Source organism: Rhodococcus sp. AG1013 (assembly GCF_003350365.1).
Taxonomy (GTDB): domain Bacteria; phylum Actinomycetota; class Actinomycetes; order Mycobacteriales; family Mycobacteriaceae; genus Prescottella.
This window is the reverse complement of the sequence record NZ_QQAT01000026.1, coordinates 53,764-67,781: the sequence shown is the minus strand read 5'-3', so window position 1 is coordinate 67,781 and position 14,018 is coordinate 53,764. Positions and strand designations below refer to the sequence as shown.

At 66.4% G+C, this 14,018-nt stretch carries 12 protein-coding genes; 6 read left to right on the top strand and 6 right to left on the bottom strand.

Annotated features, from left to right (window positions below; all coding sequences use genetic code 11):
* Window positions 1-278 precede the first annotated feature (278 nt).
* The 6 genes from DEU38_RS24735 to DEU38_RS24710 all read right to left on the bottom strand — a co-directional run bounded on the left by DEU38_RS24735 (window position 279) and on the right by DEU38_RS24710 (window position 8,084).
* Window positions 279-1,859: an ABC transporter substrate-binding protein gene (locus DEU38_RS24735; RefSeq protein WP_147283588.1), complete on the bottom strand. Its 1,581-nt coding sequence runs from the start codon at window positions 1,857-1,859 to the stop codon at window positions 279-281.
* A gap of 617 nt (window positions 1,860-2,476) precedes the next feature.
* Complete coding sequence (locus DEU38_RS29910) at window positions 2,477-2,779, bottom strand: helix-turn-helix domain-containing protein (protein WP_114724029.1); 303 nt, start codon at window positions 2,777-2,779, stop codon at window positions 2,477-2,479.
* 115 nt (window positions 2,780-2,894) lie between these two features.
* Entirely contained in the window at window positions 2,895-4,025 is a 1,131-nt protein-coding gene (locus DEU38_RS24725; protein WP_258558143.1) for an alpha/beta hydrolase, read from the bottom strand.
* 29 nt (window positions 4,026-4,054) lie between these two features.
* Window positions 4,055-5,614 carry a class I adenylate-forming enzyme family protein gene (locus DEU38_RS24720; RefSeq protein WP_114724028.1) on the bottom strand — a complete coding sequence of 520 codons (1,560 nt, stop codon included), beginning with the start codon at window positions 5,612-5,614 and terminating at the stop codon, window positions 4,055-4,057.
* 18 nt (window positions 5,615-5,632) lie between these two features.
* Window positions 5,633-7,255, bottom strand: coding sequence for an SMP-30/gluconolactonase/LRE family protein (locus tag DEU38_RS24715; protein WP_181818933.1), 1,623 nt, complete (start codon window positions 7,253-7,255; stop codon window positions 5,633-5,635).
* Complete coding sequence (locus DEU38_RS24710) at window positions 7,248-8,084, bottom strand: enoyl-CoA hydratase/isomerase family protein (protein WP_114724054.1); 837 nt, start codon at window positions 8,082-8,084, stop codon at window positions 7,248-7,250. The genes DEU38_RS24715 and DEU38_RS24710 overlap by 8 nt, the downstream gene beginning before the upstream one ends.
* Window positions 8,085-8,384: 300 nt before the next feature.
* Between DEU38_RS24710 and DEU38_RS24705 the strand changes: the two genes are divergently transcribed.
* Genes DEU38_RS24705 through DEU38_RS24680 form a run of 6 tightly spaced genes read left to right on the top strand, consistent with a single transcriptional unit; the run spans window position 8,385 to window position 13,945 of the window.
* The gene (locus DEU38_RS24705; protein WP_114724026.1) at window positions 8,385-9,389 is read left to right on the top strand and encodes an LLM class F420-dependent oxidoreductase; all 1,005 of its coding nucleotides are present in this window, start codon (window positions 8,385-8,387) and stop codon (window positions 9,387-9,389) included.
* An 11-nt stretch (window positions 9,390-9,400) separates the two neighbouring features.
* The gene (locus tag DEU38_RS24700) at window positions 9,401-10,519 is read left to right on the top strand and encodes an acyl-CoA dehydrogenase family protein (RefSeq protein WP_114724025.1); all 1,119 of its coding nucleotides are present in this window, start codon (window positions 9,401-9,403) and stop codon (window positions 10,517-10,519) included.
* Window positions 10,520-10,527: 8 nt separating this feature from the next.
* Entirely contained in the window at window positions 10,528-11,700 is a 1,173-nt protein-coding gene (locus DEU38_RS24695; protein WP_114724024.1) for an acyl-CoA dehydrogenase family protein, read from the top strand.
* A gap of 14 nt (window positions 11,701-11,714) precedes the next feature.
* On the top strand, window positions 11,715-12,329 hold the full coding sequence (locus DEU38_RS24690; protein WP_114724023.1) for an NADPH-dependent FMN reductase: 615 nt from the start codon (window positions 11,715-11,717) through the stop codon (window positions 12,327-12,329).
* On the top strand, window positions 12,326-13,477 hold the full coding sequence (locus DEU38_RS24685) for a CaiB/BaiF CoA-transferase family protein (RefSeq protein WP_220181965.1): 1,152 nt from the start codon (window positions 12,326-12,328) through the stop codon (window positions 13,475-13,477). Before DEU38_RS24690 ends, DEU38_RS24685 begins: the two co-directional genes overlap by 4 nt.
* Window positions 13,478-13,945: a nuclear transport factor 2 family protein gene (locus tag DEU38_RS24680; protein WP_114724022.1), complete on the top strand. Its 468-nt coding sequence runs from the start codon at window positions 13,478-13,480 to the stop codon at window positions 13,943-13,945. It abuts the gene before it with no gap.
* Window positions 13,946-14,018 lie beyond the last annotated feature (73 nt).

Sequence of the window (14,018 nt, the reverse complement as noted above, 5' to 3'; positions counted from 1 at the left end):
ACTGTGGCGAAGAAGGGGTTCGCAAATGACTGGAAGCATGTGACAGTTCACATCTTTAACGAACGTTAGTCATCTTCCATCCGAAACGTCAATAGCTGAAAGCTCGTGTCCTGTTGTCTACCAACATGTTTACAAACAAGCATGACCGGGGATCGGCTGCCGCGGCGGTCCGATACGCAGAAGATCGCGTTCGGCCGTACCGTCACAGCCAATCCCCGGTCATGCTTTCGTTCATCGGTGTCAGCGTTCAGCCACCACCGGTTCGACGGTTCGAGTGGCTACTTCGCCACACCGACGTGCCGTAGGTCAGGGACTCCCTGGATTCGGGACATCGCCATCTCGGTGGCTCCGATGACCTTGTCGGAATAGGCGAACTGAGTGGGGGTCGCACAGATGAAGACGTTCATTGCCTGCTCGGTTGCGATCGAGGCGGTGTCCTCGAGGAGTTGCGTGCGCTGGTCCTCGGTCAGAGCCGGGTCGAACGCTCGATCCAGGGTCTCGTCGAAGCCGGCGGGACGCGGTCCGGGGAACAGCTGGGGCGTCCGGTACCAATACTGGAACGACTGCAGCGAACTCGCCCGTGGCACCCGGCCGTTGAGGACCGCGTCGTACGCATCGCCCTGCGCGAACCGGGCATTCATCTCCGCTTGATCGACTTCCTGATAGTTCACCTTGATTCCGATGTCTTCGAGCTGCGATCGCACCGCGGTCGCAAGTTCAACCACCGGGGAGACCCGCGACGGCGCCATCATGTCGATCTCGAGGCTGCTCGCACCGGCCGACTCGAGAATCTGTCGGGCACGCTCCGGGTCGAAGTCGTATCGGATCGGCGGCTCTTCGAGGTATCCGACGGTTCCCGGCGTGGCGGCCTGCGGATTGGGCGTGCACTGACCGTGCATGATCGATTTGTTGATACCCTCCCGATCGATCGCGAAGTTCATCGCCTGACGAACCTCCGGCCGAGCCATGTCGGCAGAGTTCGTGTTCACATTCACCACGTACTCCGTGGAGGGCGGGTAGGAGTAGAAGCCGTATCCGCGACCGAGATTCGACGCTTGAGTGTAGTCGACGGGCATCACGTACGCGAGGTCGATCTGGCCGGAGCGCAGCGCGTTGATGCGCGCGTTGCCATCCGCGTAACCGGTGATGGTTATCCGTTCCGGCAGCTGCGCGGACGGGTCCCAGTACCCATCCCTCCGCACGTACGAGATCGAATCACCTACGCGCAGGGTGTCCAGCTTGTACGGTCCGGATCCGACCGGTCGCACGTCGAGATCCGGGTTGTTCACGGCGTTGGGACTGATGAGCATCCCCTCGACGCCGGACAGGACGTACGGAAGATCCGAGGCAGGCCGGTTCGTCCGTATCGTTACCCGCAACGGATCCACAACGTCGATGCCCTCGACCATCGAGAAGAAGCTCGAAACTGTCGATCCCGGTAGGCGCATGGCGCGCTCCAGCGAGGCCTTCACCGCTGACGAATCGAGCACCGCGCCATCGGAGAACGTGACGTCGTCGCGGAGAGTGAAGGTGACGGATCGGCCGTCCGGTCCGAATTCCCACCCGGTGGCGACCATCGGGGCGAGCACCGCTCCGTTCTCACCGTTCACGATCTGGGTGAGACGATCGTAGAGCGGCGTGAGGTACGGATATGCCGCAACGGTCGAGGGCGCCGTGTAGGGATCCACCGGCCGCGGCGGGAGGAAGTAGCCCACCCGCAGGTGCCCGGCCGGATCGGCTTCGGAGACGGCGGGTCCCGTCGTTGTTCGCTCCTGCGCGGCGGGTTGGCCGCCGCATCCGGTGACGGCGAGCGCAAGGATCGCAGCGGCACCACAGACTTTTGCACCTAGAAATCTCACGATTGTTCCTCTCGCAGGAAGGGTCTCGATCGACGAAAGACGTGGCGGTTCCGCCAATTCGACTCAGGTGAACCGTCTATCGAGGTCGGTTGAACGTCGTTCACACGCCGGCCGGAGCCGTACGCCGGTCGGTCATCGTGATGCTCGCCGACACCGGACAGAACACACCACCAAGTTCACACTGACTGTTGTTCAACGCTTTTCGCCTCTCTTCACCAAGATTCGTGGCACGGCATCGACCGACTCGCGGATCATCGATACCGGCCGGCCACCCAGGGCCGGCACGCGAAGCATCCACCGCTCGGGGACTACCTTGCTAGAAGATCATTCTGTTGTCCAGAGAACCGTCGAAATCCCTGTTCGCAGACAGCCCGCCGGCCTGCAGGGCACAGCGTCGGCGCACGCACGGATCGCCCCGGCCGGAAGAATCGGAAGATGTCTCTGCTCGCCAGAATCAGCCCTGGCGGAAAGAGCGCCCTCCAGGCACTCTAGCGAGCTAACGAACGATAGATTGGTCTTGACACCGGTAGCTTCGCGACTGTTCAATCAGACCTGACTCACGCCGGTGAGCCACGTCACACGACCGGAGGGATGCTCAGCCGATACCGAGGAAACCCCTACCGACACAGACGATCCGCATGGCTCACTGCCATCACGCACGTCCGTCGAGACAGCCGAGGGTTCGAAGCGCAGTCCGAACGCCCGGAGCGGCGGCGGCCTGCAAGGAGGGCGGGCGATATCGAGAATCTCTGTATCGCAGGATGTTTGAGATCCGCTGGTTGTCGTGCAACGACGGCAGCGCCTTGCCCGACGAGGTCGAACTCGCGGCCATCGACATACCCACCCGGGAACCCGCGATGCTGCATCGTCGCCAGCAGCCGATGAGCCGTGGACGAGGCCACCGACAGGTGCTCACTCACCTCCGTCGTTGACCGGCGACTTCACCCCCGGCAGTGCAGAGCCGCCGGGGGCCGACCACCAGGACCCGAGCTCCTCGTCTTCGACCGTTCGAACCGGGCCGTCCCAGGTGTCCCGCTACAGCTGGAACCGCTGTCCGATCCACTCCGCAATCACGTCAGCGACCTGCGGGCGAGTATCTGTCGGCCGGTCGAAGTAGTGATCGCCTGGGATCGTTGCGGCGGTCTTGTCCACGGAGGCAAGCCCGTTCAGGAGTGCCTCGGCATCGCTGGGAAACACCCCGGTGTCTGCGTCACCGTTGACGACGAATCCCGGCACCGAAATGTTCGCCAGGTGAGGACCGGCATTGCACTGCGAAGTCTCCTGACTCCACATCGAGAGCCATGTCCGCAGTGTGCACGACGTCACCAGGCCCCAGGTCGAGCCGTTCGACTGTTCGGGCTCACCGTGGTAGCACAGGTTCGGCTTGCGCCCGTTGGGGTCGATGGTCGGATCCACGAATCGTGGGTCCGCCCATGTCCGCGCGACCGTGAAGACACGATCGCGCTGACCGGCGGCGGCGACGCGACGCAGCTCGGACTTGGCCCACGCAGTGATCCGAGCATTGCGGTCGCGCTGCGCGGCCCGGTAGCGGGTGAGGAACTCGGCTGTGAACGGTCTCTCCCGCTCGGGGTTCCACAGGTCGAGTTCGGGATCGGTGAGTGTGGGGTCGTTCTCGTCGATGACCGCAGGGTCGAGCTGACTGGTCAGTACGTCGGGGCGACCCTGGTGTGCTGCCAGTGCAATGAAGGCGTCGCCCGGTACGAGATCGTCGAGTCCGGGCGCCGGTCGCATACCCGGTAGGGCAACGACATTCGGTTTGGTCGCATGCGACTGGTATGCCGCCATCAGTGAGCATCCACCGGAGTTGCCGAGGATGATCACCGACTCGACGCCCATCTCCTCGCGTAGCCACCTCACGCCGACTCCGATGTCGACGAGTGCCCGATCGAGCAGGAAGTGCAGTGGATCGTTGCGGAACCGCGTGTTCCAACCCAAGAAGCCGAATCCGCGTGCGGCCAGATGATCGGCCAGGTAGTGCTGGGAGAAGTCGACGTTGTAGTGGGTTGCGATCACGGCAACCTTCGGCCGGGTTCCCCGAGGACGGTGGTAGACGCCCTGGCAGGGCCAACCGCCCGCTCCCGCCCGGGGCTGGCCCGGAGCGGCCAGGCCGACGAACGTGGTCTCGATCTCCGATAGCTGTGTCACGTCTTCCTCATGCCTCCATCAGTTCTTCGTCATGCCATCGTCGGCGTGTCGTCCACGCTCAGACCGAGCATCGGCAGGCACTGCTCACGAACCTCACTCTTGAGGATCTTGTTGGACAGGCCGCGAGGGAGCGGATCATCCTGGAACAGGACATATTTGGGGGCCTTGTAACGGGCCAGATGCTGACGGCAGTACTCGATCAGCTCGTCGGCGCTCGGCGCTTGTGCTGCGTGCTTGTCGCGTCGTGCGATCAGCGCCGGCACCTCACCCCACTTCTCGTCGGGGGCGGCGATGACCACGAGTTCGCTGATCCCGGGATAGCCCGCGAGCACGCGCTCGATCTCGGCGGGGTAGATGTTGACCCCACCCGAGATCAGCATGTCCTTGGCGCGGTCGACGACGTAGAAGTAGCCTTCCTCGTCCTGCCTGACGAGATCGCCGGTACGCAGCCAGCCGTCGACGACCGCATCGCTGGTGGCCGCGGGATCCTCCCAGTAGCGCTCCATGATCTGGGGCCCGCGCAACCACAGCTCGCCGACATCACCCGGGGCAACGTCGTCGCCCGAGATCCCCACCACCCGGGCCGTCGTCTGCGGCGTCGGGATACCGGTGGAGCCCAGCTTCTTCTCCGACATCTCGCCGGACAGCGCCAGACACAGCCCACCGCTTTCGGTGAGGCCATAGCCCTGGCACACATACAGCCCCCGGCGCCCGAACGCCTGCAGCATCGCGACGGAGATGGCCTGGCCACCCGTGCCGAGCATCCGAAGGCTGGACAGGTCGGTCGACTCGAAGGTTGCGGCCTGAGTGAGCGCCTCCAGAATCGATCCGACCGCGATGAACTGGGTGATACGACGTTCCTCGAAGACCTCGAGGGTCCGTACCGGGTCGAACTCGGCGTCGAGCACGGTCTGACCGCCCACCGAGTACAGCGGCATCCACATCGCGATCAGTCCGCCGGTGAAGGCGAGCGCATAGGGGAAGTACGTGCTGTCGGTGGAGTTCCACGCATCGATCGCGATCCGCTCGGCGCACACCGCGAGCACATTGCGGTGACTGAGCACTGCGCCCTTGGGTACGCCGGTCGTTCCCGACGTGTAACAGATGAACGCCGGATGGTCGCCGGCGAAGAACGCCCGCGGGTCCTCGGGCGCGGACGCAGCCACGACCTCTTCGAACAAACGCTCACCGTCGCGAGGCGCCGCGGTCACGATGAGCCGGTGCCGGCGGACCGCCTGTTCGTCGTACTCGAGGAGGGTGTCCAGCATCGCTCGGTCCGCGACGATCGTCGTCGTACCGCTGCGGTCGATGATCTCGGCCAGCTCCGCAGGTGCCAGCCGGTAGTTCAGCGGCACGAAGGTCGCGCCCAGCTTGAAACAAGCCAGGACCGTCTCGCAGAATTCGATGCAGTTGGGAACGAGTGCCGCCACCCGATCGCCGAGCCCCACCCCGAGGCCGCGCAGTCCTTGCGCGAGCCTCGAGGTGCGGTCGTCCAGTTGTGCCCACGTGAGTTCGCGATCGCCCATCGCGATCGCCATGCGCTCCGGGTCGCGCTGCGCCCAGTACCGCAGTGGTCCAGCAAGATTCATGTTCCCTCCCAGCGGTCTTCAGCTGCGAACGAGGCGGCGGATGCTCCCGTCGCCGTCGCATCCGACAATGATCGACCCGTCGGCCGCGATGGTCACCGACGACCGGCGACCGTCGTTGGCCTGTACCTGCGGCAGTCCGAGAGGGAGATCCGTGGCCGCCACCTCGCGTCGGTCGCCGTCCCGGCTCACGCACACGACCTGCCGTGCGCCCTGATCGGCGACCACCACGTAGTCGTCGGTGAGAGCGACGCCCTGGGGCCGGACGAAGCCGGTCAGCGCACACGGTTCGCCCTCGCCGAGGACCAGCACCGAGCCCGTGGTCTCGTCGCTGACGACGATCGCAGCGCGGTCACCGGTGATCGCCGTGACGGTCGTGAGCCCCGACGGCCGCCGCGACTTCACGGTGCCGTCCAGATCCAGGACGACGACGTCGCCGCGTCGCATCCCGACCAGCAACTGATCGTCACCGACACCGACGGCATTCACCCCGTCGGCATCTTGGGCGAAGTACTCGGAGTTCGCTCCGCTGAGCGAACCGAAGATCTTGACCCACTCGCCCGAGTCGTCGACACGGCGGAACACCTCGCCTGCCTGGCTCAGCGCCACGAGGACGCCGGCGACCTCGACGGCACCGACGGCGGCGAACGGTTGGTCGAGCAGTAGCCTGCTCACCCGCTCGAGGGTGCCGTCACCGTCCACCCGGCAAATGCTCCCGTGGTCGGCCGCGATGAAACCTTCGGCTGCACGGGCGACCTGGTACGGCCCGAGGAACGAGCCCGCCGAGAGCACCGTGTCGAGCTCACCGGTCTCCATCGAGTACCGAGCCACACTCGCCTCCACGAAGTTGGAGACGTAGATGTAACCGCGCGTGTCGATGTCGAAGTTGTCGATGCCGGGGGCGAGGCTCACCAGCCGCTGCCGCTCGCCGGTGCTCAGATCCACCGCCGTGACCTCGCCGATGCTCGCCTGGGCCACGACGAGCCGGCCGTCCGGGGCGAACTTGACCGCGGTCGGGTGCGCGAGGCTGTCGACGACCTTCTCGACCGCGCCGGACTCCGGGTCCACGGCCAACACGGTCCCCGCGAAGACCTGCGGCATGTACAGCCGCCGGTCGGGACCCATCGCCAGGGCATTGAGCCAATCCAGACCCTCGGCGATCACCCGGACCTGGTTTCGCTGGTGCCGGTCGATCTCGAGGACCCGACCGCCCTCACGCATCTCGTCGACGTACAACCTGTCGGTCTCGGGGTCGACGGTGATGCCGTTCACCGCGGGGCAGTCGTCGACCAGCACGAAGTACGTGCCGTCGGCGCGGCGACCGCTAATTCTCCCGTTCATCGTTTCGGCCGCGTAGACGGTCCCTTCGGAGTCGAAGGCGATGTCGTCGGGTCCCTGGAGCTCCGAGCCCATCGGTGAAACGGTCGACAGGACGTCATTGTCGGCGTCCCACGCCGAAAGGTGTTCGCCTACAAGCTCCGAGATCCATAAGCGTCCGTCGGCATGGAGCCGTACCCCGTTGGCCCCGAAGAGTCGGGCCGGCTCGCGGACGGTGCCCATCGACCACCCGGCCGCGACACTCGGCGACGTATCCAGGTAGAGCTCGAAGCGGGACACCGCGCGGTTGCCGGGCGGCTTACTCATCGGACACCTGCGCGGATCCGACGAGAGCATCGGAGAACACGGCCTTGCGCTTCTGGCGGAAGGCGAGTTCTCCCTCGGCCAGGTCCTGACTCAGGACACAGACGACCTGGGTACGGTCCTCCATGGTCAACGCGGCCTCGAGGCTGCCGATCTCCTGGGAGGCGTTGAGCGCCTCCTTCGACATCCGCAGGGCCAGCGGCGCCTTGGCCGCGAGCACCCCGGCCACCTCGAGTGCGGCGTCCACGACACCGTCGGGACAGACGCGGCTCACGAAGCCGATGCGCTCGGCCTCGTCGGACTGCACTCGACGGCCGGTCATCAGGATCTCCGTCGCACGACCGCCGATGATCCGGGGGAGCAGGTAGCTCGCACCCATCTCGGAAACCGACTGACCGATATTGATCTGCGCCGCAGAGAAGTACGCCTCCGGTGCGGCCAGCCGGATATCGCTCGCCATCGCGAGAGAGAAGCCGCCGCCGACGCAAGGTCCGTTGACGGCCGCGATCACCGGCTGCGGGATCCGACGCAGCCGCGCCACTACCCCGGAGTACCACGACTGAATGGCCGCCCAGTGCCGATTCGGATCGCTCTCCACGCCGGTCGGGAACACCTCGCCCGACAGGTCGGCGCCGGAGCAGAAACCGCGGCCGGCACCGGTGAGCACGACGACCTTGACATCGTCGGCCCGCACCAAGGAATCGAGGTGTTTGGTGAGTTCGATGATCAGGCCGGGGTTGAGGGCGTTGAGCCTGTTCGGGCGGTTCAACGTGATCTGCTGAACGCCCGGGGCGGGGTTCGAAACGAGAATCGGGGCATCCACGGCCTTCATAAGGACTCCATTCAACGGCGGCGGGCCCTCGAAACCGTCTCGAACGGCGGCCACAGCCTGGTCGGAAAATTGGATACCGAGCGCCAGGGCCCACCTTTCGAGGTCGGCTCGCCTGTGCGTTCGGCTGGTGAAAGCATGGCACGAGTTCGGTGACGTCACAAGGGTTTACAGAAAATCCCTCTGCAGGTCAGAATCTGCTATGTTCTCGGGACGACGAAACACCCGGGACCTCACCCTTGGCGATCCCACTCCCTCCGGCGGCACCATCGGCCGCCCCCACATCCGCATTCGGAGGACGTCATGAAACTTGGCCTGAACCTTGGCTATTGGGGATCTGGAAGAGACGACGTTCTCGACCTCGTGCAGCTCGCCGAGGATGTCGGGTTCGACTGCGTGTGGTCCGGCGAGGCCTACGGGTCCGACGGCATTACGCCCCTTGCATGGCTTGCCGGACAAACGTCCAGGATCGGGCTCGGCACAGCCGTTCTCGGCATGGCCGGCCGCTCACCAGCTCTCACGGCACAGACCGCAGCCACGATGGACCATCTCTCCGACGGCCGATTCCGCCTCGGTCTCGGCATGTCCGGGCCGCAGGTCGTCGAAGGCTGGCACGGTATCCCCTACGGCAAGCCGATGCAACGTACCCGCGAGTACGTCGATGTGGTCCGGCAGGTGCTCCGCCGCGAGGCCCCCCTCGAACACCACGGCACCTACTACGACGTCCCCTATACGGGGAGCGACGGCAGCGGCCTGGGCAAGCCACTCAAGATGATCCTGCATCCCCGGCGAGAGAACCTGCCGATCTACCTCGCGGCGATCGGGCCCCGCAACATCGAACTGGCCTGCGAGATCGCCGACGGCTGGTTCCCGGTGTTCTTCTCCCCGCGCAGGTTCGACGCGATCGTTCCCGCCGGGTTCACGCCCCGACCCGACTTCGACCTGTGCCCGATTCTCGACGTGGTCGTGGGAGACGACGCCGCCGAGTGCCGAGCGCAGGTCAAGCCGAGCATCGCGCTCTACGTCGGCGGCATGGGCGCCCGGGGAAAGAACTTCTACAACGACGTCGCATGTCGTTACGGATACACGGACGCGGCAGTGAAGATCCAGGATCTGTACCTCGCGGGACGGAAGGAGGAGGCGATCGCCGCAGTGCCGGACGACCTGGTCGACGACATCGCACTGTGCGGCCCACCCGAACGGATCAAGGAACTGCTCGACCCCTGGACCTCGGCACCGATCACTTCCATGTCCCTCATGACCCGACAGCCTGAGGCGGTTCGCCTCATGGCCGACCTCCTCACCTAGGCGGCAAGATCGTGCAATTCGGTTTCACCCCAGAGCAAGCTGCTCTCCGCGACAGCGTCGGTCGATTCCTCGACGCCTCCGATCGGCAGCAGGTACGAACACTCATGGAGGCCGGCCTCCGCTACGACGAAGCGGTCTGGCGCCGAGCGGCAGACGAGCTCGGCCTGATGTCGGTCCCGATTCCGGTCGAGTACGGCGGTGCCGGTGGCGGGATGGTCGAACTCGCAATCGTCCTCGAGGAGTTCGGCCGCCGTCTCGTCAGGTCGCCGTACCTGGCCAGCATCGGCCTGGCGTCCACCGCACTCCTCGCAACCGACGACGACACGGCGTGCGCCGACTTCCTCCCCCGGATCGCCGAAGGCGAGCTGATCGCCACGTTCGCGCTCCCCGTGGGGGTCGGGTCGATGGCGAACCTCCCGGTCCACGCGTCGGACGACGCGCGACTGACCGGCGTCGCCGACGCGGTCATCGATGCGGAGTCGGCAGGTCTGCTGATCGTGCCCGCGCGCACGTCCAGCGGGACCGACCTTTTCGCTGTCGACCGCGGAGTCCTCGACGCGCCCAGAGACGCCCCCACAGACGAGGCCACACCCTACGATCTGGTCACCCGATCGAGCCGGATCCGCTTCGACGACACCCCGTCCGTCCGGCTCGGCGCGCCCGTCTCGGACAAGGTCGAGCGGGCGTTCGCGCACGCGAACATCGCGTTGGCCGCCGAGCAGTTGGGAGGCGCGCAGGCCTGCCTGGACAGCTGTGTCGAGTACGCGAAGACGAGAACGCAGTTCGGACGGGCGATCGGGTCCTTCCAGGCGATCAAGCACCGGTGCGCGGACGTACTACTCAAGGTCGAGGGCGCACGCTCGCTCGTCTATCACGCCGCATGGCTCGCCGACACCGGCGCGACGGAGGAACTCGCCCTCGTCGCATCGATGGCGAAGGCGTGGTGCTCGGACACCTACGTGCAGGCCGCGGAGGCAAATCTCCTGACCCACGGCGGGATCGGGTTCACGTGGGAACACGACGCGCACCTGCACGTCCGCCGCGCCCGGAGTCGCGCAATGACTCTGGGAAGTCCCGACGATCACCGCGACGCGGTTGCCGCCCGCCTTCTGCTCGCCGAGACCCCCTAGGAGCGACCATGGATTTCGCTGATTCGCCCGCTGACATCGCGTACCGGGAGCAGGCTGCGAAGTGGCTTGCCGCGAACGCACCCGCCTTCGAGGAGCCGGACACGGGCAGATTGAGCGTCTTCGGCGCTCGCACCACCGAGGAATCCGTCCGCCACGTGGAGCAGGCCCTCGCCTGGCAGGCCCGCAAGTACGCGGACGGATGGGCGGGAATCGGCATCCCGGAGGAGTACGGCGGCGCGGGAGGTGATGTCCCCCAGAAACTCCTGTTCACCGAAGAGGAGGGGCGATACCGCCTGCCGCTCGATGCCCAGTCGGTCACGATGGGGATGATCGTGCCGACTCTCTCCCTGTGGGGAACCGCCGAGCAACGCGACCGGTACCTGACACCGCTCCTGGCCGGCAAGCAACTCTCGTGCCAGCTGTTCTCCGAGCCGGACGCCGGATCCGACCTCGCCGCCATCCGCACCACCGCACGCAGGACCGCGGACGGCTGGCGGATCAACGGGCAGAAGATCTGGACGTCCTACGCCCAGTACGCATCATTCGGCTACCTCCTCGCCCGCAGCGAGGATGCTCCCCGCCACCGCGGTCTGACCGCGTTCCTGGTCGACCTGAAGCAACCAGGAGTCACGGTTCGGCCGCTGAAGCAGGCGACCGGAGCGCACACCTTCAACGAAGTCTTCTTCGACGACGCGGAGGTCGCCGCCGACGCGGTTCTCGGCGAGCCCGGCCAGGGGTGGGAGGTCGCGATGACCACCCTGATGGCCGAGCGCTACTCGCTGGAGCCGGATATCGTTGGCGCGCAGCCACTGCTGGAGATGCTCCGCACCAGCACGCACGTCACCGACCCGACGATCCGCCGACAGTTCGCCGACGTGTACACGATCCAGCACATCCTCGGCATCCTGAAGCTCCGGCTGCGCACCGCAGCCAACGAAGGGCGTCCGCCGGGGGCCGAGGGGTCGATCACGAAACTGCTCTCGACGGAAGGCCAGTACCTCGCCGCGGACACCGCGTTGCGCGCCCTCGGCCCGGACGGCGTCCTCGAGAACCCCTGGACCGAACTGCTCACCGGCGCCCTGGGCCTGCGGATCGGCGGCGGAACCGACGAGATCATGAAGAACGTGATCGCCGAACGCGTCCTGGGACTCCCGCGCGAACCACGTGTCCGACAGCAGTAGGAAAGAGTCCGACGATGACCGATGATGTGACCATTCCCCGGAGCCTCCGTGCGGTCGGGATCGTGGGCAGCCTCCGCGCGGGTTCCTACAATCAGCTGTTGCTCGACAACGTCATCCGGCTCTGCCCGGACGATCTGGCGATCGACCCGTTCACCCGGATGGCGGAGATTCCACTGTTCAACGAGGACCATGCCCGCCAGGGTGAACCTCCCGCGGTGGCCGAGCTGCGAGAGGCCGTACGCGCTGCCGACGCGATCGTCATCGCGACCCCCGAGTACAACTACGGCGTCCCCGGGGTGCTCAAGAACGCGCTCGACTGGATCTCGATGCCACCGGGCAACTCCGGACTCGAGGGCAAGGCCGTCGCCCTCGTCGGTGCATCGCCGAGCATCCTGGGTACGGCGCGCGCGCAATCCCAACTGCGGCAGTCGTTCGTGGCGACGCAATCCCATGTGGTGAACCACCCGGAGGTCTTCGTCACCCGCGCGCACACCCGGTTCGAGGATGGAACACTCGTCGATCCAGGGGCCACGAAACTCATTGGCCAACTGCTGAACAACCTCGTGACGCTGGTCCACACCCTCGGGTCGGCGGGCGCGTACTCCACCCGGCTGGGAGCCGTGAATTGAGCGGCCCGCTGGCCGGAGTCCGCGTGTTGGAACTGCAGGGCATGGGTCCACTGCCCTTCGCCGGCATGCTGCTCTCCGATCTCGGCGCGGACGTCGTACGCATCGACCGTCTCGCACCGCGCGGTGAGGCACTGCTGGAGCACGAGCCGGTTGGGCGAGGCCGCCGCTCCGTCGCGCTCGATCTCAAGAACCCTGACGCCGTCGAGACGTTCCTGCGTCTCTGTGAGAGCGCGGATGCGGTGATCGAGGGCTTCCGTCCCGGCGTCGCCGAACGCCTCGGCATCGGCCCCGAGCACTGCCGTGCACGCAACCCGCGTCTGGTCTACGGGCGCATGACCGGTTGGGGCCAGGACGGCCCGCTCGCCCAGACCGCCGGGCACGACATCAACTACATCGCGCTCGCCGGCGCGCTCCACGGCATCGGGACACCCGAGCGTCCCGTCCCACCCGGCAACATCGTCGGTGACTTCGCCGGCGGCGGAATGTTGCTCGCCCTCGGTGTGGTCAGCGCGCTACTCGAGGCGCGGTCGTCCGGACAGGGCCAGGTGGTCGATGCCGCGATCGTGGACGGGGCGGCACTGCTCACCACCGCGATCCACGAACTCATCGCCTCCGGAGAATGGTCCGAGAAACGGGGCAGCAACGTCCTCGACGGCGGTGCCGGTCACTACGACGTGTACGAGACGGCCGACCACCAGTTCGTCGCGATCGGCGCTCTGGAGTCCCGGTTCTACAACGACCTGTGCGACCGTCTGGGTGTCGAGGTCGACCGTACCGCCGACGCGACAGCGACACGGTCCAGGTTCGCCGAACTGTTCGCCACCCGGACCCGACAGGAGTGGTGCGACCTGCTCGAGGGCACCGACGCGTGCTTCGCGCCGGTGCTCAGCCCGACGGAGGCGACGCGGCATCCGGCGAACCGCGCGCGGAATGTGTTCGTCGAGGTCGGTGGCGTCGTACAGCCGGCCCCGGCCCCACGCTTCTCCCGCACGCCTCCTCGGACCCCGGCGCCGGCCGCCACGCCCGGCGCGCACACTCGTGAAGTCCTGGGCGAGTGGGGCGTCGACGCCGTGGAGATCGACGATCTCCTCGCCGGCGGCGCCGCCGGCGAGCGTCCGCAATCATCCGTGAACGAAGGGAACAACTGAATGACCGACGAGCGCTTCAGCGCCGACGATCGTGCGGAGATCATCGAGACCTGCACGAAGATGACGTACTACATCGACGAGCGCCGGTGGGCCGACCTCCACGAGATCTTCACCGAGACCATCACTTTGGACTACGTGGGTGTCTTCGGCGGTGCCCCCACCGACACTCCGCGCGCCGACTACGTCAGGAACGCCGAGCGTCTGCTCGGCAACCTCGACGCGACGCAGCACCAGGTGTCCGGGCACCTCGTGAGCGGCTCGGGCGACGAGGCCAGGTGCATCTCCCAGGTGGTGGCCACCCACGTGAAGCCCAACAACAGCGGTGGACCGCTGTGGACCTCCGGAGGTCAGTACGACATGGGTCTCCGGCGAGGTGAGGACGGCTGGCGGATCAGCTCGGTGCGCGCGGTCCAGCGGTGGTGCACCGGCAATCGCGAGGTGATGAGGCTCGGCAAGCGCGACGTGTAGACCCACGCGCCCCGCCCGGGGGTCGCCGACCGAAACGGTTCGACGGCCCCCGGGCGTTTCGCTGTGCCTGCCG